At 58.7% G+C, this 17,759-nt stretch carries 17 protein-coding genes; 11 read left to right on the top strand and 6 right to left on the bottom strand.

The window, feature by feature from the left end; all coding sequences use genetic code 11:
* Positions 1-285 precede the first annotated feature (285 nt).
* From AC2FAJ_RS13165 to AC2FAJ_RS13145, 5 genes are read left to right on the top strand one after another with little or no spacing between them, the layout of a single operon-like run.
* Positions 286-1,098, top strand: coding sequence for an ABC transporter ATP-binding protein (locus AC2FAJ_RS13165; protein WP_047364764.1), 813 nt, complete (start codon positions 286-288; stop codon positions 1,096-1,098).
* Entirely contained in the window at positions 1,095-2,078 is a 984-nt protein-coding gene (locus tag AC2FAJ_RS13160; protein WP_485454228.1) for a FecCD family ABC transporter permease, read from the top strand. Before AC2FAJ_RS13165 ends, AC2FAJ_RS13160 begins: the two co-directional genes overlap by 4 nt.
* A complete protein-coding gene (locus AC2FAJ_RS13155) occupies positions 2,075-3,115 on the top strand; it encodes a FecCD family ABC transporter permease (protein ID WP_041908109.1) in 1,041 nt (346 codons plus the stop codon). Before AC2FAJ_RS13160 ends, AC2FAJ_RS13155 begins: the two co-directional genes overlap by 4 nt.
* 9 nt (positions 3,116-3,124) lie before the next feature.
* The gene (locus tag AC2FAJ_RS13150; protein WP_041908111.1) at positions 3,125-4,075 is read left to right on the top strand and encodes an iron-siderophore ABC transporter substrate-binding protein; all 951 of its coding nucleotides are present in this window, start codon (positions 3,125-3,127) and stop codon (positions 4,073-4,075) included.
* Positions 4,072-4,947 carry a MurR/RpiR family transcriptional regulator gene (locus tag AC2FAJ_RS13145; protein ID WP_028014433.1) on the top strand — a complete coding sequence of 292 codons (876 nt, stop codon included), beginning with the start codon at positions 4,072-4,074 and terminating at the stop codon, positions 4,945-4,947. Before AC2FAJ_RS13150 ends, AC2FAJ_RS13145 begins: the two co-directional genes overlap by 4 nt.
* Positions 4,948-4,987: 40 nt before the next feature.
* Here AC2FAJ_RS13145 and AC2FAJ_RS13140 read toward each other — a convergent pair whose 3' ends face one another.
* Positions 4,988-5,827, bottom strand: coding sequence for a helix-turn-helix transcriptional regulator (locus AC2FAJ_RS13140; RefSeq protein WP_485454227.1), 840 nt, complete (start codon positions 5,825-5,827; stop codon positions 4,988-4,990).
* A 166-nt stretch (positions 5,828-5,993) separates the two neighbouring features.
* Here AC2FAJ_RS13140 and AC2FAJ_RS13135 point away from each other — a divergent pair, with 166 nt between their 5' ends.
* Genes AC2FAJ_RS13135 through AC2FAJ_RS13125 form a run of 3 tightly spaced genes read left to right on the top strand, consistent with a single transcriptional unit; the run spans position 5,994 to position 10,311 of the window.
* The gene (locus AC2FAJ_RS13135) at positions 5,994-7,808 is read left to right on the top strand and encodes a DUF2264 domain-containing protein (protein WP_041908115.1); all 1,815 of its coding nucleotides are present in this window, start codon (positions 5,994-5,996) and stop codon (positions 7,806-7,808) included.
* A 32-nt stretch (positions 7,809-7,840) separates the two neighbouring features.
* The gene (locus AC2FAJ_RS13130) at positions 7,841-9,106 is read left to right on the top strand and encodes an oligosaccharide MFS transporter (protein ID WP_485454226.1); all 1,266 of its coding nucleotides are present in this window, start codon (positions 7,841-7,843) and stop codon (positions 9,104-9,106) included.
* 17 nt (positions 9,107-9,123) lie between these two features.
* Positions 9,124-10,311, top strand: coding sequence for a glycoside hydrolase family 88 protein (locus AC2FAJ_RS13125; protein ID WP_041908119.1), 1,188 nt, complete (start codon positions 9,124-9,126; stop codon positions 10,309-10,311).
* Between the two features lie 32 nt (positions 10,312-10,343).
* On the opposite strand, the gene lysM is transcribed toward AC2FAJ_RS13125, so the two are convergent.
* The 5 genes from lysM to qseB form a co-directional block, all read right to left on the bottom strand.
* Positions 10,344-10,784, bottom strand: a complete 441-nt coding sequence (lysM, locus tag AC2FAJ_RS13120; protein ID WP_028014428.1) for a peptidoglycan-binding protein LysM — start codon at positions 10,782-10,784, stop codon at positions 10,344-10,346.
* Positions 10,785-10,869: 85 nt separating this feature from the next.
* Positions 10,870-11,184 (bottom strand): putative quinol monooxygenase, encoded by a 315-nt coding sequence (locus AC2FAJ_RS13115; protein ID WP_008502984.1) that lies wholly within the window; start codon positions 11,182-11,184, stop codon positions 10,870-10,872.
* 31 nt (positions 11,185-11,215) lie between these two features.
* The gene (locus AC2FAJ_RS13110; protein ID WP_041908121.1) at positions 11,216-11,797 is read right to left on the bottom strand and encodes an NAD(P)H-dependent oxidoreductase; all 582 of its coding nucleotides are present in this window, start codon (positions 11,795-11,797) and stop codon (positions 11,216-11,218) included.
* A gap of 105 nt (positions 11,798-11,902) precedes the next feature.
* Complete coding sequence (gene qseC / locus AC2FAJ_RS13105) at positions 11,903-13,240, bottom strand: quorum sensing histidine kinase QseC (protein ID WP_041908123.1); 1,338 nt, start codon at positions 13,238-13,240, stop codon at positions 11,903-11,905.
* The gene (gene qseB, locus AC2FAJ_RS13100) at positions 13,237-13,896 is read right to left on the bottom strand and encodes a quorum sensing response regulator transcription factor QseB (protein ID WP_041908125.1); all 660 of its coding nucleotides are present in this window, start codon (positions 13,894-13,896) and stop codon (positions 13,237-13,239) included. The genes qseC and qseB overlap by 4 nt, the downstream gene beginning before the upstream one ends.
* A 139-nt stretch (positions 13,897-14,035) precedes the next feature.
* On the opposite strand from qseB, the gene AC2FAJ_RS13095 reads away from it, so the two are divergent.
* The 3 genes from AC2FAJ_RS13095 (at position 14,036) to plsC (ending at position 17,708) form a co-directional block, all read left to right on the top strand.
* Positions 14,036-14,431 (top strand): YgiW/YdeI family stress tolerance OB fold protein, encoded by a 396-nt coding sequence (locus AC2FAJ_RS13095; protein WP_041911955.1) that lies wholly within the window; start codon positions 14,036-14,038, stop codon positions 14,429-14,431.
* Between the two features lie 118 nt (positions 14,432-14,549).
* On the top strand, positions 14,550-16,808 hold the full coding sequence (parC, locus tag AC2FAJ_RS13090) for a DNA topoisomerase IV subunit A (protein WP_041908127.1): 2,259 nt from the start codon (positions 14,550-14,552) through the stop codon (positions 16,806-16,808).
* A 162-nt stretch (positions 16,809-16,970) separates the two neighbouring features.
* Positions 16,971-17,708, top strand: coding sequence for a 1-acylglycerol-3-phosphate O-acyltransferase (plsC, locus tag AC2FAJ_RS13085; RefSeq protein ID WP_028014424.1), 738 nt, complete (start codon positions 16,971-16,973; stop codon positions 17,706-17,708).
* Positions 17,709-17,759: the final 51 nt, after the last annotated feature.

The raw sequence follows: 17,759 nt of genomic DNA, 5'->3' as shown, positions 1-17,759 counted from the left end.
CATGTAATTGAGAATCATTCAATCATGCGGAAATGTAGTAGTAAATGAAAAAAGCTAAAAATCGACTACATCTCTGAAACGCAACGGAAAAGCGCAGTGGTAGCCTGTTAATTAATTGAAAATTAAGTCTTTATTGTTTTGCCGGCCAGTGTAGTAGCACACCGTTACCCCTGGTTTTTTCAGGGTGTTTCTTCCCTTGACTACTACATGGCGCGGCCTCAAACTCTCAAAAGAGAATGATTTTTATTTATATTTGTTTCCCTTTTTTATTACGTTGGCATGCACGTGGCTCACAACACGACAAAACCGGGTCTGGTTCTGGAGAATCTTTCTGCCGGTTATCAGAAAAAAATCATCGTTGATGATATTTCCCTTGCGATCCCCCAGCAGAAAATCACCGTTCTGGTGGGGGCGAACGGCTGCGGAAAATCCACGCTGCTGAGTACCATCGCGCGTTTGCTTCAGCCGCTTGGCGGCGCGGCGGTTCTCGACGGCAAGGCGATCCACGCGCAGCCGACGAAAGCCGTCGCCCGCCAGCTTGGCATCCTGCCGCAGTCTCCGCTGCTGCCGGAAGGGTTAACCGTCTTTGAGCTGGTCTCGCGCGGGCGTTTTCCCTGGCAGAACGTTATGCGCCAGTGGAGCGACGAGGACGAGCAGGCGGTGGAGGAGGCCCTGCGCCTGACCGGCACGGCCGAGTTTGCCCACATGCCCGTCGAAAGCCTGTCCGGCGGCCAGCGTCAGCGCTGCTGGATCGCCATGGCGCTGGCGCAGCAAACGCCCTATATCCTGTTGGATGAACCCACCACGTTCCTCGATCTCCGCTATCAGGTGGAGATCCTCGAACTGCTGCATACGCTGACGCGCGAGCACGGACGTACCGTGGTGGTGGTGCTGCACGATCTCAACTTCGCCGTGAGCTACGGCGATTCGCTGGTCTTTTTACGCCAGGGAAAAGTCGAGGGCGTACTGCATGAAGGGGACGCCTGCACGCCGGAGCTGATTAAAGCGGTGTTTGATGTCGACGTGCATATGTCCATCAATCCGCTGACCGGTAAACCGTTCTTTATGCCGTTTCGCCAGGTCGCAAAAAAGCCATGATGCGCACCTCTCTGGCTTTCCTGATGTTCGCCCTGCTGCTTGCAACGGGCGCGATTGCCCATCTGGGGATCGGCGCCCGCTTTATCGCCTCGCAAACGGTGGTGGAGGCCATCCTCCACTTCGATCCGCGCAATTTCGACCATAACATCATCATCAAGCTCAGACTGCTGCGTCTCTGCGCCGCGATGGTGACGGGGGCCGCGCTCGGCGTGGCGGGCGTGCTGCTGCAATCCACGATCCGCAACCCGCTCGGCGAACCGCATATTCTGGGGCTCAACGCCGGGGCGGCGCTGGCTGTGGTGCTGACGAGCGCGCTGGGGATGACGCTGCCGTTTGGGCGCCCGCTGATTGCCGCCGCCGGAGCCGCGGCGCTGTTTCTGCTGGTGCTCACGTTCTCCTCGTCCGGACGCACCGGGCTTACGCCGATGAAGGTCACGCTGTGCGGCGTGGCGATGTCGGCGTTTGCCTCGTCGATTACCGCCACGGTGCTCATCCTCGATGAACAGACGCTGCTCGCCATGCGCACCTGGCTGGCGGGGGATTTAGCGGGGGTCAGCGGTGAAACGATTGCCGCTGCCCTGTGGGTGGCTGGCGTGGGCTTTGCGCTGGCGCTCTGGCTGTCACCCTCGCTCAACATGCTGGCGCTGGGCGACAGAATGGCGCAGGGGCTTGGCGTATCGCTGCTGAAAACCCGGCTGCTCGCCCTGATGGCTATCGCGCTGCTCTGCGGTGCGGCGGTCTCCCTCGCCGGGCCGATCGGCTTTATCGGCCTCGTGGTGCCTCAGCTCGTTCGCCGTCTGGTGTCGGTCGATCTGCGCGTGATGGTGCCGCTGTCCGCCCTGTGCGGGGCGCTGGTTCTGCTGCTGGCGGATATCGCTGCCCGCACGCTCTTTTCGCCCTTGGAGCTGGCAACCGGCATCATGACCGCGCTGGTTGGCGCCCCGGTCTTTATCTTCATGGCCTCGAGGATGTTTAAATGAACCGCGCCGGACTGCGTGCGCTACGCGTTGGCACCTTCTCGGCGCTGGTCCGCCCAAAGGCGCTGGTATGTCTGGTCATCCTGACGCTGGCCGCCTGCCTGCTGACGGGGTTTGGCCTGACGCACGGCTCTCTGCCCATCCCCACTTCCGCCATCGGGCGCGCGCTGTTTTATCCAGAAACCCTGACGTCAGAGACGCGCTACATCGTGATGGATATCCGCCTGCCGCGCCTGCTGATGGCGGCGCTGTGCGGTGGGATGCTCGGCATGGCGGGGGCGGCAATGCAGTCCATTACCCGCAATGGCCTGGCCGATCCGGGGCTTATCGGGGTGAAAGAGGGCTGTAGCGCGGCGGTACTGCTGCTGATATTTCAGTTCCCGGCGCTGGGCCTGGCCTGGCGGCCGCTGGTTGGCATGGCCGGGGGGATGCTCACCGCGCTGCTGGTGGTGGTCCTGGCGCGCGATATCTCACGTCCGCGATTCATCCTGATCGGCATCGGCGTGTCGTGGGTCTTTGCCGCCGCAATGGGCGTTTTTATGACCACGGCGGACGTGCGCGACGTGCAGACGGCGATGCTGTGGCTGGCGGGCAGCCTCCATGCGGCAAACTGGACGCTGGTCTGCATTGCCGCTGCCTGGGCGCTTCCGGCGTTTGCGCTGCTGCTGTTTACCGCCCGCGCTGCGGACGTGGCGCTGCTTGGTAACCACACCGCAGCGGGCCTTGGCGTGCGCACAAACCGGCTGGCGCTTCTAAGGGTTCTCGCCCCGGTAGTGCTGACGGCGGCCTGCGTCTCCTGCGTGGGCAGCATTGGTTTTGTCGGGCTGATTGCGCCGCACATGGCGCGCCTGCTGCTCCGCGGCGGGCAAACGGCGCTCCTGACGGGTAGCGCCGTGCTGGGGGCGCTGCTGGTGCTACTGGCGGATAACGTCGGGCGGCTGGCATTCCTCCCGCTGCAGCTGCCAGCGGGAATTGTGATTTCACTGATTGGCGGACCGTTTTTCCTGCTGCTGCTCTGGCAGCGTCGGGACAGATTTTAGGGGATTAACATGCGCATACTGTTTTCATTGCTGTTGCTGGTGGGGTTTGCGGCGAGCGCGACCGAGCCGACGCAGACGTTTACTGACGATCTGAACCGTAAGGTGGTGGTGCCGGTGCATCCGAAACGGATCGTCTCGCTACACGACCTGGACATTACTATTCCGCTGATTGAGCTTGGCGTGCCGCCGGTGGCGAGCCATGGCCGCACCCGGCCGGACGGCAGCCATTTTCTGCGCTCCAGCGGCATGTTGACCGGCGTCGATTTCGATAATTCCGACATCAAGTTTATCGGCACTGCGGATATCGACATTGAAGCCATCGCCGCCGCAAAGCCTGACCTGATCGTTACCGAGCCGACGCGCAATACCCCGGTGGAACAGCTGGAGAAAATTGCCCCGACGGTGAGTATCGATCATCTCGACGGCGGCGCGCCGGAGATCTACCGCAAGCTGGCGCAACTGACGGGCACGCAGGCGCGGCTCAAGGTTCTGGAGCGGCGCTATCAGGAGCAAATTAAGGCGCTGAAAGCGACTATTGATACCCGCAAAGTGAGCGTGTCGGTGATTCAGGCCAATCAGGGGAAAATCAACGCCATGCACAGCTATCACTCGCTGGGCCGCGTGCTGCGTGATGCCGGGTTCACCTTCCCGCCGCTGATTGAGTCCATCCCGGAAGGGGGACGCATTGACGTCAGCGCCGAGCGGCTGCCGGAGCTGGATGCGGATTTCGTTTTCGCCACCTGGCGCGGGGATACGGGCGGCAAACCGCAGGATGAGCTGGCGGCGATGGATGCGGTGATGCCGGGCTGGTGTCAGTTCCTGAATGCCTGTCGGACCGGACATTACGTGCTGATCTCGCGTGAAGAGGCCATCTCGAACTCGTTCGCCTCGTTAGGGCTGATGGCCGCGCAGGTCCAGTCGCAGATTGCCGGACGTCCGTTGCCGGAGGCGTCACGATGAGCCGTAAAGTTGATCTCTTCGGCGACCGCCTCCGCTCCCGGTCGCACCAGCTCACGCCGCGCCTGCTGCAGGTGGCGCGCTATATCAATGAAAATCGTGAAGCGGTGATGGAGCAGACGGCAATGGAGATCGCGACGCTGCTGAAAACGTCGGACGCCACCGTCGTTCGCGCCATCCAGGCGCTGGGTTTCGCCGGGCTGCGCGATCTCAAGCAGACGCTGGAGCAGTGGTTTGGGCCGGTCGTGACCTCCAGCGAAAAGATCTCCACCACGGTGAATACGCTGACCAGCGACGTCAATGCGAGCATTGATTTCGTGCTGGAGGGGCATCAGCATACGTGTGAAGTGTTGTCTGAACCCCACAACCGCTTCGCGATGGCGCAGGCGGTCTCGCTGCTGGCGCAGGCGAGGCAGGTTGCCATATTTGGGATTGGCGCGTCCGGCATTCTGGCCGACTACACCGCCAGGCTGTTCAGCCGGATGGGGCTACCCGCCACGCCGCTTAACCGCACCGGAATAGGGCTGGCCGAGCAGCTGATAGGTCTCCAGCGCGGGGATGTGCTGATCATGATGGCGCAAAAATCCGCGCATCGGGAAGGGCAGACCACGCTGCGCGAAGCGAAACGGCTGGGGATCCCCACCATTTTGCTCACCAATGCCACCGACTCGCGATTCAGCAAAGAGGCCAGCGTGGTGATCCACGTTCCGCGCGGCGGCGAGAAGGGCAAAATCCCGCTCCACGGCACGGTGCTGCTGTGCCTGGAGATGATTGTTTTATCCGTCGCCTCCACCGAGCCGCAGCGCACCATCAAGTCGATGAAGCGCATCAACGAGCTTCACCGTGGGCTAAAGCCGGGCAAGAAAAGCAGTTGATTGTCTCCCTCTTCCCGCGGGAGAGGGGCGGGTGAGGGTGTCATACCGCACGATGGTTTTTCCGGTACTGCAGCGGCGTCTCACCAATCCCCTTCTTAAACGCGCTGATAAACCAGGTCACGTCAGAAAATCCCACCCGCGCGGCAATCTCCCGCACGCTCGCGTCACTGTGCAGCAGGCATTCGCACGCCTTACGCAGGCGGAGCGTGTTCAGGTAGTGGTGGATTTTCTCCCCCGTCTCCACATGAAATTTTCGCGACACGTAGCTGCGCGATCTGCCCAGTTCCGCTGCCAGCGCGTCGAGGCGGAATTTCTCCTGATAATGCTCGTCCAGCCAGAACATCACCTGGCTGGCGATCCCCGTGCTGCTGCCCGGTGCGCCGGTACGATCGTCAGGCAACATAGCAAACAGGCTAATCAGCAGCCCGGCGATGCTTTCGCTGCTCATCGGCGGCTGATAACAGCTGAACAGATGATCGACATGGCTGTGGCAGTGTGCCAGGTCAACCACCCACGCCTCTGAGCCGCGACGCGAGAGTTTTTCCAGCCGCTGCTGCGTGTGCGGAAAATCACGCAGACACTTCAGCACCGCATGGTGGTCGAGGTGAATAATCGTGCGCCGGTAAATCGCTTCCGCCTGTTCGTCCACCCTGACTTTATGCAGGGTAAATGGCGGAAAGAAAAACAGGCGTCCGGGGCGCATGGTGTAGTGACGGTTATCAACAATCGCGACGCCAAACCCTTCTTCCACATATAGAATTTCAAGACACTGATGCCAGTGGTGGTAACGCACCGTGTTAGCGAACAGGCGGCTGAACGACGCCACGGTGTCGTTTAAGGTAATAAGCTCAAGACGATCGGTTATGGGCGCGTCATGCATAGTGCAATAAAACTCAACTTTTCCCCGTCAGAAGAGATTTATAAACCACCTTTTTAAATTTTATCAACCGCAGGTTTATCGAGCGTTCTCACCTGTGACGTGGCTAACATTTCTCCACCTTACGCATTCACTATGCTTGGCCGCAGTTGATGACGAGGGTGGAACTATGCGGGCGGAAAGCGAAGAAAAATCAAATCTGTTGTCTTCACGCCAGGACGTCGTGGCGTCTCTGAATACCTTACTTGGCGCGCTGGATAAGCAGTTTCCGGTAAATCATTCGCGGTTCTCGCTGGGTGATACCTGCGCGCACTACGCGACGGATATCGCGCAGATGGAGGGGCTCTCCCGCGCGCTATGGGGGCTGTTTCCGCTGTTGGCTTCGGGCGATGCTTCGCCGTTTAGCGAGAAGTACATGCAGGCCATCAGGATCGGCACCGATCCGCAAAGTCCGGGCTACTGGGGCGAAACCGGTCCGTACGATCAGCGTCTGGTCGAGATGGCATCCTACGGTCTGGGGCTTTCCCTGCTGGGGAATAAACTCACCGATTGCTTCAGCGAGCGCGAGGTAATGAACCTGCACGCGTGGCTGAATCAGATTGCCGACGCGCAGATGCCCGACAGCAACTGGAACTACTTTGCCATTATGGTCCAGCTGGGCTTCAAACGCGCCGGGCTGCCGTACGATCAGGCCGCCATCGACCATCGGTTTGCGCTGATGGAGGCCTATTACCTGGGTGACGGCTGGTATTCCGACGGCGCGGGTCGCCCGAAAGATTATTACATCTCCATGGCGTTCCACTTCTACGGCCTGATTTACGCCACTTTAAGCGGCGACGAGGCGAGGGCAGAAGTGCTGCGCGAGCGCTCGCGTCTGTTTGCGGAGGACTTTATCTACTGGTCCGCCGCGGACGGCGCGTCGGTACCGTTTGGCCGCAGCCTGACCTACCGCTTTGCGATGGTCGCCTTCTGGAGCGCGGTTGCCTTCTCTGAACTTGACGTGTTCACGCCGGGTATTGTGAAGGGCATTATCCTGCGCCATCTCCGCTGGTGGCAGCAGCGGACAATTACCGACCGGGACGGCATTCTGACCCTCGGTTTTGCCTGTCCGAACCTCGCCATGTGTGAGGACTATAACTCTCCCGGCTCGCCCTACTGGGCGCTAAAAAGCTACCTGATTCTGGCGCTGCCGGAGACGCATCCGTTCTGGCAGGCAGAAGAACAGCCGCTGCCCGCGCTGGCGGAGAAGCACGTCATCCCGCACGCGCAGCAAATCCTAATGCATTCGACGAACTCTCAGCACGTCACCATGCTCACCGCCGGTCAGCTGGAGCTGAACAACTACGTCAACACCGAAGCGAAATACACCAAATTTGCCTACTCCAGCCGCTTTGGCTTCACCATTGAGCGCGGGCGCTTTGGCCTGAAGCATGCGGCCTGTGATTCCATGCTGCTGCTGGCGGACGGGGATAACTATTTCCGCGGCCGTCGCGAGTGCGACGCGGTGCGGGTGGATGAAAACTACATCTATTCACGCTGGTCGCCGTGGCACGACGTGCGCATCGAGACCTGGCAAATCCCCTTCGGCGAGTGGCATTTGCGCCTGCACCGCATCAACAGCGCGCGCACGCTGCAAACGGCGGAGGGCGGTTTCGCCGTGATGAAAACGGAGCACCAAATCCGCGCGCGCGGCAGTTATCTGGCGGCAGAGAACGGCAGCAGTGCGATTGTCGATCTATCGCCTTTCATTGAACGCACCCCGGACAGCATCGTCACGCCGCCGAACAGCAGCATCATGTTCCCGGAGTGCGCCTCCATTCCGCTTTTAAAAACCGATCTCCATCCGGGAGAGCGCTGGCTCTGCTGCGCCGTCATTGCCAGTGAAAAACAGAACGTTGCGGCCGCGCCGCAGCTGGATATGAACCATAACCGGGTCGTAATCCGCGACCCTGGAGGCGAACGTCTGCTGTCGTTCACGTTATAAAAATTCTGACCCTACACCTCGGCGAGGATGGTATGAAAAATACATCGACAACCAACAGAACCGAATATTACAAAATCAGCAGCTTTATTTTTCTCTATTTCTTTACCTGGTCCGCGAGTATTGGCCTGCTGGCGATCTGGCTGGGTCAAAAAGCGAATCTCAGCGGGACGGTAATTGGAACCGTGTTCGCGGTGAACGGAATATTTTCCGTTATTCTCAAACCCATCTACGGCTATATTCTGGATAAAATCGGCATGAGCAAATACCTGCTCTATTTTGTGGTCGCCATGTCGGCCCTGATGGCGCCGTTTTTTATTTACGTCTATCAGCCGCTGTTAATGTCCAGTCCCTTGCTGGGGATTATTATCGGCGCGCTCTATTTAAGCTTTGCCTGGTATGCGGGCGTGGCGGCGTGTGAATCCTATTCCGACCGCTTCAGCCGCTTAAACGGCATGGAGTTCGGGCAAATTCGTATGTGGGGCTCGCTCGGCTGGGCGGTGGCATCGTCCTTCTCCGGCCTGCTGTTCAACCTCTCACCGACCTATAACTTCATTATGGGCAGCGTGGCGTCGATAGTGATGCTGGTTGTCCTGCTCAGCCTGAAAGTGAACACTAACTCCGTTCATGCCGATGCGGTACTGACCAAAGAGAAAATTGCCCCCGCAGATGTGTATGCCCTGCTGCGTAACCGTAAATTCTGGGCTTTTTGCCTGTACGTGGCGGGCGTGGCGTGGATGATGTTTATCGCCGAGCAGCAGTTCTCGCGCTATTTCGTTACCTTCTTTGACGATATTCATGAGGGCAACGCGGTGTTTGGCTATCTCGGCACCGTGCAGTCGGGCATAGAATTCGTCATGTATATGGTTGTCCCGCTGTTCGTTAACTTTATTGGCGCCAGGCGCGGGCTATTAATTGTCGGGCTGATCGTCGGGGCGCGTTTGATTATTTCCGGGATGTGCGACTCGCATCTGTTAATTTCCGTGCTCAAGCCGCTATACGGTATAGAAATTTGCCTGCTGCTGGTGTCGGTCTTTAAATATATTGCGGAGCATTTCGACAAGCGCGTGAACGCCACCATGTATTTACTGGGCTATCAGGCGATGCTGTACGTGGGGAACGTGGTGGTTTCCTCGCCTGCCGGATATATGTATGACCGCATCGGCTTTGAACAGACCTATATCATCATGGGGGCGACGGCGCTGATCTTTACCTTTATTTCTGCCTTTACGTTATCCGCCTGCCAGAGCAAATGGCGCGGCCCCCGCCCGCTGAACGTAGCAGAACCTTCATCACGCTGACCACAAGGAACCGAAATATGTTAAGTCGTATCAGAGAGGAACGCCTGTCTGCCATTCCTGCTCCCGTAGACTCGCGCCTGTTTAGCGATGAACTGATCTCTGCGCGTAGCCACGTCCTCGAGCTGATTAGCCGTCATTTAACGGCATTCGGAGAGCAGTTCCCGGCGGAAACATGCCGGAACGGTTATTACCCGCTGACCGACAACGTAGAGTGGACAACCAGCTTCTGGACCGGCCAGCTGTGGCTGGCGTGGGAGATGAGCGGCGAGGAGAAATTCCGCTCGATGGCGGAAAAACACGTGCGCTCCTTCGGCCTGCGCATCGCCGGGCGCAGCGACACCAACACTCACGATCTGGGCTTCCTGTACACGCTCTCCTGCGTGGCGGCCTGGAGACTTACCGGCAGCCGCGAGGCGCGCGGTTTCTCCCTGCTGGCGGCTGAAGCCCTGCTGGAGCGCTTTCATGAGAAGGCGAAAATCATTCAGGCGTGGGGCGATCTTTCAGACCCGGAGCAGGCCGGACGGATGATCATCGACTGCAACATGAACCTGCCGCTGCTCTACTGGGCGACGGAGCAGACGGGTGATCCGCGCTTTGCTGACGCCGCAAAAGCGCACGTCATGCAGGCGGCAAACTATCTCATCCGCGACGATGCCTCCACGTTCCACACCTATTATATGGACGTGGTAACCGGCGCGCCGCGCTACGGCAATACCCAGCAGGGCTATGCCGATGACTCCTGCTGGTCGCGCGGGCAGGCGTGGGGGATTTACGGCTTCCTGCTGAGCTATATCTATACCGGCGACGAGACGATGATCGCCCTGTCGAAGCGGCTGGCGAACTACTTTCTCAACCGCCTCCCGGAAGACTACGTCTGCCACTGGGATCTGGCGCTGGTGGGGACCGACGCGCTGCGCGATTCGTCCTCGGCGGCGATTGCGGTGTGCGGGCTGCTGGAGCTGGTGAAGCACCTGCCCGTGACGGATCCGGACCGGGAGCGGTATCTGGAGTGGGCCAAAGGCATTATGTCGTCACTGACGAAGCACTACCTGATGGGCAAAGAGGAGAAGGGCACCGGGCTGCTGAAGCACTCGGTCTATCACCTGGCGAGCAACAAAGGGGTGGACGAGTGTGCGAGCTGGGGAGATTACTTCTACGTGGAGGCGCTGGTGCGCTTTACGCAGAGCTGGAAACTGTACTGGTAAAAACGGTCGGGGGGCGACCCCCGACTCGCGGATCACGCTTTAGGAATACGTAGCGTCTGGCCGGGGTAGATTTTATCCGGGCTGGAGAGCATCGGGCGGTTAGCCTCAAAAATCTTATTGTACTGGTTGGCATCGCCGTACACGGTTTTGGAGATAGCGCTCAGGGTGTCGCCGGATTTTACCGTGTAGTAGGTGGCTTCATCTTTGGCATCGGTCGTGGTGATGTTGTTCTCCACCTCGCTGACGCCCGCGATGTTGCCGACGGCGACCTGGATTTTTTCTTTCTGCTCCTGGGTCAGCCCGTCACCCGTCACGCTGGCCTTGCCGTCGGTAACGTTAACCTGAACTTTGTCTGAACCGGGAATGTTGAGTTTCTTGAGGTGCTCGGTGATTTTGTCGCTCTGACCTTTGTGGTCGGTCAGGTTATCCCATAGCTTTTCGCCTGCTTCTTTCACGAAGTTAAAAAGACCCATTCCATCCTCCTGTTAATCATGAAGTCAGAATAAGCATAGCAGGTCAGAGAGAATTCCCTCCCCGGAAGGAGAGGGAAGGCAGGTTTTAAACCCCTTGCTCCAGAATACGGATGTGGGTCTCCAGCACGTCACCCTTCACCGCATCGCTCCACGCTTTCATGTGCGCGGTCTGCAGGTGTGCTTCAAGGTGCGCGACGGTTTCCCACTGCTCAACCATGATAATGGAGTCTGGCGCAGTGGCCTGGAAGCTTGCGTCGGTAGCGGCGTCCACCATCGGCGCGTAGCCGTGGCAGCCTTCTTCTTTCAGTACGGTTGGGATGATTTTCGCGAACTGATCCAGCACCGCCTGGCGGTGATGTTGACCTGGACGAGTACGGATTTCTGCGATTACTGTAAGCATGGTTACTACTCCTTTAATTCCAGGCTACCAGTTAAGCAAAAATTTTCGCGAGATGCTTGCGATATTCTGCGATATAGCTCGGGACGTCAGGCATTTTAATCACGTCGTTGACGATAAAAGTCGGCAGCGGATCCATTCCCAGGAACTGGTTCGCCTTGTGGAACGGCAGATACGCGCCGTCTACGCCCACGCCTTCGAAGAACTGATCTTTTTCGGTGAAGGCTTCCAGAGGGGCGTTCCAGGTCAGGGAGAGCATATATTTTTTGCCCTGAATCAGGCCGCCGGAGCCGTATTTTTTAGAGGCGTCTGAGCGGGTGCGTCCGTCGCTGGCATACAGCGAACCGTGACCTTCGGTGAAGACGTCGTCCATGTATTTTTTCACGGTCCACGGCGCGCCCATCCACCAGCCCGGCATCTGCCAGACAACCACATCGGCCCACAGGAAGTTCTGCACTTCGGCCTTCACGTCATAGTTGCTGTCCGCGCGCACGACCTTAACATCATGCCCGGCGTCGCGCAGGAAACCGTCCGCGACCTCGGTCAGGGTGTCATTCAACTGCCCTTTAGAGTGCGCGAACTCTTTCGCGCCGTTGATAATCAGAATATTGCTCATTATTTGTCCTCGGTGATGGGAGTATGCCGGGTATTCTACGCGCGAGGACGGAGCGGAAAAATAAGCAAAATGTGCAAAGTCTTTTGCGCTAAATGCAATAATCCCTTACCAGTTAACCTTCACTTCAAAGCCGCCTTCTGGCGCATTGCCCAGCGAGACGCGCATGCCGTGCAGCGCGGCAATGCGTTTCACAATGGATAGCCCCAGCCCGCTGCCCGTGGCGTCCTGACCCGGTGGACGATAAAAGCGCTCGCCGAGACGCGCCAGCGCATCGGGCGAAATGCCCGGGCCATTGTCGCGCACGGTAACGCTACGGGTGTTCAGCGTCACGTCTACCACGCTGCCGCGCGGGCTGTAGCGGGTGGCGTTATCCAGCAGGTTGCGCGCCAGCAGGCTCAGAAGCAACTGCTGACCCGTGCGGGTCACCTCCGGCGCGTTGATGTGCAGGCGAATATCAATACCCGCCTGCTGTGCCGAAGGATAAATATCCATTACCGCAGACTGCAGCAGGTCGGCCATCGCTATCTGTTCTACACCGTCCAGGCTGTCCAGCGAGTCCAGGCGCGACAGGGTGAGGAGCTGATCCACCAGCCGGGAGGCGCGGTCGATACCCGCGTGCAGCTGCGCCAGCGCTTTTTCCTGCGCCTGCGGATCGTCCTGAGAAAGCTGCGCCACGTCGGTTTGCACCTTCAGCGCCGCCAGCGGACTGCGCAGCTCGTGGGCGGCGTCGGAGGTAAAGCGGCGCTCGCGGGTCATCATCTCCTGGGTACGGGTAAAGAGATGGTTCAGCGAGTCGAGCAGGGGGCGCACTTCCGCCGGCACGCCCTGAGTGGGCAGGGCGTCGGTGGCGTCCGGCGAGCGGGAACGCAGGGTCTGGGCCAGCTTTTTAAGGGGCTTCAGCTCCCGGCTCAGCAGGACAATAAGCAACAGCAGCATCACCGGCAGCGCCACCAGCCACGGCGTCAGCTGCGAGCTGACCACGTCCAGCGCCATATCCTGCCGGTACTCCCACTCCTGGCCGACCACCACGCGGTATTTTCCGTCTGGCGACGTCAGCCATAAAAAGCGCCATTCATCGTTGTCATCCTGAAGCCGTCCGTCATCAAAGCCGTCACGACGATAGTGATACGGGATATCGCGCCCGTTTTCGCCGTCGTTAAGGATCATCGTGCCGTCTGAAGCGTAAATAGCGAAGGCCAGCGCGTCATCGTCCAGATGCCCGTGTTTGGCCTTTTTCGGCACCTCGCGCATGCGCTCCGGCGCGCGGATCTCGTCCAGATCCATCGTCAGCAGCCGTTTGGCAAACAGCATCTGCTGGGTGTCGAATAGCTTATCGAGCTTGTGGGTGGTCTGCTGCCACGCCACCAGGCTGGCGGCAAACCAGGCCGTCAGAGACAGCGCTAAAAAGAGGAGCGTCAGGCGCAGCTTCAGGCTCAGCTTCATGCGTCACCCAGGGTGTAGCCGATGCCGTGCACGGTGCGGATAAACTCGCTCCCGAGCTTGCGGCGTAAATGATGGACATGGACTTCGACGGCGTTGCTGGAGACGTCATCGTCCCAGGTATAAAGCTTTTCCTCGATCAGCTTGCGCGGCAGCACCCGGCCCGCGTTACGCATCAGCAGCTCCAGCAGGGCGAACTCTTTGGGTTTAAGCGTCAGCGTTTCGCCCTCCAGCGTGGCGACGAGGCTTGCCGGATCGAGCGTCACCTTGCCGTGACGCAGCTCGCTGCGGGTCTGGCCGTGGCTGCGGCGCACCAGCGCTTCCAGACGGGCGGCCACTTCTATCAGCGCGAACGGCTTACAGAGATAATCGTCCGCACCGAGGCGCAGCCCTTCAACGCGCTGGTTCAGCGCATCCCGCGCGGTCAGGATCAGTACCGGCTCGCTGCGGCGGCTTTCGCGCCAGGCGCGCAGGATCTCCAGACCGTCAATTCCCGGTAGGGTCAGGTCAAGCACCACGGCATCATAGGGCGCAGAGGCAAGCGCGGCCTGCCCGGTTTTCCCGTCGGTAAACCAGTCCACGCTAAAGCCCAGTTTGCTTAAGCCTGCTTTGATGCCATCGCCGATTAACCTGTCGTCTTCTACCAGTAAAATGCGCATGTTCCCTCCTTGATGCCGTCAGTAAACCCTCTGCAAGCGCCTGCTGTACAGTAAAAATAAATAAATTTTCCCCTTAAGAAGTTGTTAAGGTTTACCCTGTTTAATGGATTGCGAAACGACATTAAAGGGAGAGATGAAGATGAAAAAATTCGCTGCAATTGCTGCCATCATGATGATGACCACCGCGCCGGTCTTTGCTGCACAGGGCGGCTTTACTGGCCCATCTGCGACACAGACCCAAACCCAGCAGGGCGGTTTTGTCGATAACAACGCCAACCTCACCACCGCGGCTAAAGTGAAAGATCTGAAGGACGATGCCTGGGTGAAGCTGCGCGGGAACATTACCGAGCGCCTGTCCGATGACCGCTACACCTTCCGCGACGAGTCCGGCACGGTGGTGGTTGAGATTGACCACAAGCGCTGGAACGGCGTGACCGTCACCCCGCAGGATAAAGTAGAGCTGCAGGGTAAAGTCGACAAAGACTGGAACGAGTTTGAAATCGACGTGAAGCAGGTTATCAAGCTGGACAAATAACCCGAAAAGGGCCGCTTATGCGGCCCTTTTTCTTTGTGACTCAATTCGTCAGATGAGGTAGTATCTGCGGCAATATTGCCTGAAACCCTTCGGTTTCTGAGTTGAGGAATCACACGTAATGAGCGATATGGCAGAGCGCCTCGCGCTACATGAATTCACGGAAAACGCCTACCTGAACTACTCCATGTACGTCATCATGGACAGGGCGTTGCCGTTTATCGGGGATGGCCTGAAGCCCGTTCAGCGCCGCATCGTCTATGCGATGTCCGAACTGGGGCTGAACGCCACCGCTAAGTTCAAGAAATCCGCCCGTACCGTGGGTGACGTACTGGGTAAATACCATCCGCACGGCGACAGCGCCTGCTATGAAGCGATGGTGCTGATGGCCCAGCCGTTCTCTTACCGATATCCGCTGGTGGACGGGCAGGGGAACTGGGGTGCGCCGGACGATCCGAAATCCTTCGCAGCGATGCGTTATACCGAATCCCGCCTGTCCAAATACGCCGAAGTGCTGCTGGGCGAGCTGGGTCAGGGAACCGTTGACTGGGTGCCAAACTTCGACGGTACGCTGCAGGAGCCGAAGATGCTGCCTGCGCGTCTGCCGAACATCCTGCTGAACGGCACGACCGGTATTGCGGTCGGCATGGCGACGGACATTCCGCCGCACAACCTGCGTGAAGTGGCGAAAGCCGCCATCACCCTGATCGAGCAGCCAAAAACCTCGCTGGACGAGCTGCTGGATATCGTGCAGGGGCCGGATTACCCGACCGAAGCCGAGATCATCACCTCGCGTGCAGAAATCCGCAAGATCTACCAGAACGGTCGCGGCTCCGTGCGCATGCGCGCGGTGTGGAATAAAGAGGACGGCGCCGTGGTGATCACCGCGCTGCCGCACCAGGTTTCCGGTGCCAAAGTGCTGGAGCAGATCGCCGCCCAGATGCGCAATAAAAAGCTGCCGATGGTGGACGATCTGCGCGACGAATCCGACCACGAGAACCCGACTCGTCTGGTGATCGTGCCGCGCTCTAACCGCGTGGACATGGAGCAGGTGATGAACCACCTGTTCGCCACTACCGATCTGGAAAAAAGCTACCGCATCAACCTGAATATGATTGGTCTGGACGGTCGTCCGGCGGTGAAAAACCTGCTGGAGATCCTCAGCGAGTGGCTGACGTTCCGCCGCGATACGGTGCGCCGTCGTCTGAACCATCGTCTGGAGAAAGTGCTTAAGCGCCTGCATATCCTCGAAGGTTTGCTGGTGGCATTCCTCAATATCGATGAAGTGATTGAGATCATCCGTACCGAGGACGAGCCGAAGCCCGCGCTGATGTCGCGCTTTGGCATCAGCGAAACCCAGGCCGAAGCGATCCTCGAACTGAAGCTGCGCCATCTCGCTAAGCTGGAGGAGATGAAGATCCGCGGCGAGCAAAGCGAGCTGGAAAAAGAGCGCGATCAGCTGCAGGCGATCCTCGCCTCCGAGCGCAAGATGAACACCCTGCTGAAGAAAGAGCTGCAGGCGGATGCCGATGCCTTCGGCGACGACCGTCGTTCTCCGCTGCACGAGCGCGAAGAAGCGAAGGCGATGAACGAGCACGACATGCAGCCGTCCGAGCCGGTGACCATTGTCCTGTCGCAGAGCGGCTGGGTGCGCAGCGCCAAAGGCCACGATATCGACGCGCCGGGTCTGAGCTACAAAGCGGGCGACAGCTTTAAAGCGGCGGTGAAAGGCAAGAGCAACCAGCCGGTGGCGTTTATCGACTCCACGGGCCGCAGCTACGCCATCGACCCGATCACGCTGCCTTCCGCGCGCGGCCAGGGCGAACCGCTCACCGGTAAGCTGACGCTGCCGCCGGGCGCAACGGTTGACCACATGCTGATGGAGGCCGACGACCAGAAGCTGCTGATGGCGTCCGATGCGGGCTACGGCTTTATCTGTACCTTTAACGACCTCGTGTCGCGTAACCGTGCCGGTAAAGCGCTGATCAGCCTGCCGGACAATGCCCGCGTGATGACACCGCTGGTGATTGAGAACGAGAGCGACATGCTGCTGGCGATCACCTCTGCCGGACGCATGCTGATGTTCCCGGTCAGCGACCTGCCGGAGCTGTCGAAAGGTAAGGGCAACAAGATCATCAACATCCCGTCGGCGGAAGCCGCGAAAGGTGAAGATGGCCTGGCGCACCTCTTCCTGCTGCCGCCGCAGAGCACGCTGACCATCCACGTTGGCAAGCGTAAAATCAAGCTTCGCCCGGAAGAGCTGCAGAAAGTGGTGGGCGAGCGCGGTCGCCGCGGTTCGCTGATGCGCGGCCTGCAGCGTATCGACCGCGTGGAGATTGATTCGCCTGCGCGCAGCAGCGCGGGCGACAGCGAAGAGTAATGTCATGACACCCCCTCTGTCCGGAGGGGGTATTTCAATAAAATTTCCCGTAAAATCGTTGTTAATTCGTGCGTTGCGATTAACAATACGCGCTCGTAATAAAGTCCTTACCTGGCCACAGGTGAAGTATAATTGTCAGCTGTCAGGGCTTCAGAGGTCGCTATGCTATACATTGTTCGTCTCATTCTTACCGTTATTTACTGCATTCTGGTCTGTATTTTCGGCTCTATTTACTGCCTGTTCAGCCCGCGTAATCCGAAGCATGTTGCCACCTTTGGCCATATGTTCGGTCGCCTTGCGCCGCTGTTTGGTCTGAAGGTTGAAAAACGCCTGCCTGAAGGAGCGGAGAACTTCGGTAACGCCATCTATATCGCCAATCATCAGAACAACTACGATATGGTGACGGCCTCCAATATTGTTCTGCCTCCGACCGTGACGGTGGGGAAAAAAAGCCTGCTGTGGATCCCGTTTTTTGGTCAGCTGTACTGGCTGACCGGTAACCTGCTGATCGACCGTAACAACCGTGCAAAAGCGCACGGCACGATTGCAGAAGTGGTGAATCATTTTAAAAAGCGCCGGATCTCAATCTGGATGTTCCCGGAAGGGACGCGTAGCCGCGGCCGCGGCCTGCTGCCGTTCAAAACCGGCGCGTTTCATGCCGCAATTGCGGCAGGTGTTCCAATTATTCCCGTGTGCGTTTCCAATACTTCTAATAAGATTAATCTTAACCGCCTGAATAATGGTCTGGTGATTGTCGAAATGCTGCCACCCGTCGATACCAGCAAATACGGTAAAGACCAGGTGCGCGAACTGGCAGCACACTGCCGCGAGCTCATGGCTCAGCATATTGCGCTGCTGGATAAAGAAGTCGCAGAAAGAGAAGCCGCCGGTAAGGTTTAATTCGGCGTTAAAGGGAAAAAGAATTCCCGCGTTGTTAGTCGTTTCAGATGG

The sequence above is a fragment of the Enterobacter cloacae complex sp. 385G4 genome, assembly GCF_057320665.1.
This window is presented reverse-complemented; position numbering and strand designations above follow the sequence as displayed.

What these genes read in the sequence shown, in the direction of transcription:
- AC2FAJ_RS13160 (WP_485454228.1), top strand. Translation starts at nt 1,095, where the DNA reads ATGATGCGCACCTCTCTGGCTTTCCTGATGTTCGCCCTGCTGCTTGCA.
- AC2FAJ_RS13155 (WP_041908109.1), top strand. Translation starts at nt 2,075, where the DNA reads ATGAACCGCGCCGGACTGCGTGCGCTACGCGTTGGCACCTTCTCGGCG.
- AC2FAJ_RS13150 (WP_041908111.1), top strand. Translation starts at nt 3,125, where the DNA reads ATGCGCATACTGTTTTCATTGCTGTTGCTGGTGGGGTTTGCGGCGAGC.
- AC2FAJ_RS13145 (WP_028014433.1), top strand. Translation starts at nt 4,072, where the DNA reads ATGAGCCGTAAAGTTGATCTCTTCGGCGACCGCCTCCGCTCCCGGTCG.
- AC2FAJ_RS13140 (WP_485454227.1), bottom strand. Translation starts at nt 5,827, where the DNA reads ATGCATGACGCGCCCATAACCGATCGTCTTGAGCTTATTACCTTAAAC.
- AC2FAJ_RS13135 (WP_041908115.1), top strand. Translation starts at nt 5,994, where the DNA reads ATGCGGGCGGAAAGCGAAGAAAAATCAAATCTGTTGTCTTCACGCCAG.
- AC2FAJ_RS13130 (WP_485454226.1), top strand. Translation starts at nt 7,841, where the DNA reads ATGAAAAATACATCGACAACCAACAGAACCGAATATTACAAAATCAGC.
- AC2FAJ_RS13125 (WP_041908119.1), top strand. Translation starts at nt 9,124, where the DNA reads ATGTTAAGTCGTATCAGAGAGGAACGCCTGTCTGCCATTCCTGCTCCC.
- lysM (WP_028014428.1), bottom strand. Translation starts at nt 10,784, where the DNA reads ATGGGTCTTTTTAACTTCGTGAAAGAAGCAGGCGAAAAGCTATGGGAT.
- AC2FAJ_RS13115 (WP_008502984.1), bottom strand. Translation starts at nt 11,184, where the DNA reads ATGCTTACAGTAATCGCAGAAATCCGTACTCGTCCAGGTCAACATCAC.
- AC2FAJ_RS13110 (WP_041908121.1), bottom strand. Translation starts at nt 11,797, where the DNA reads ATGAGCAATATTCTGATTATCAACGGCGCGAAAGAGTTCGCGCACTCT.
- qseC (WP_041908123.1), bottom strand. Translation starts at nt 13,240, where the DNA reads ATGAAGCTGAGCCTGAAGCTGCGCCTGACGCTCCTCTTTTTAGCGCTG.
- qseB (WP_041908125.1), bottom strand. Translation starts at nt 13,896, where the DNA reads ATGCGCATTTTACTGGTAGAAGACGACAGGTTAATCGGCGATGGCATC.
- AC2FAJ_RS13095 (WP_041911955.1), top strand. Translation starts at nt 14,036, where the DNA reads ATGAAAAAATTCGCTGCAATTGCTGCCATCATGATGATGACCACCGCG.
- parC (WP_041908127.1), top strand. Translation starts at nt 14,550, where the DNA reads ATGAGCGATATGGCAGAGCGCCTCGCGCTACATGAATTCACGGAAAAC.
- plsC (WP_028014424.1), top strand. Translation starts at nt 16,971, where the DNA reads ATGCTATACATTGTTCGTCTCATTCTTACCGTTATTTACTGCATTCTG.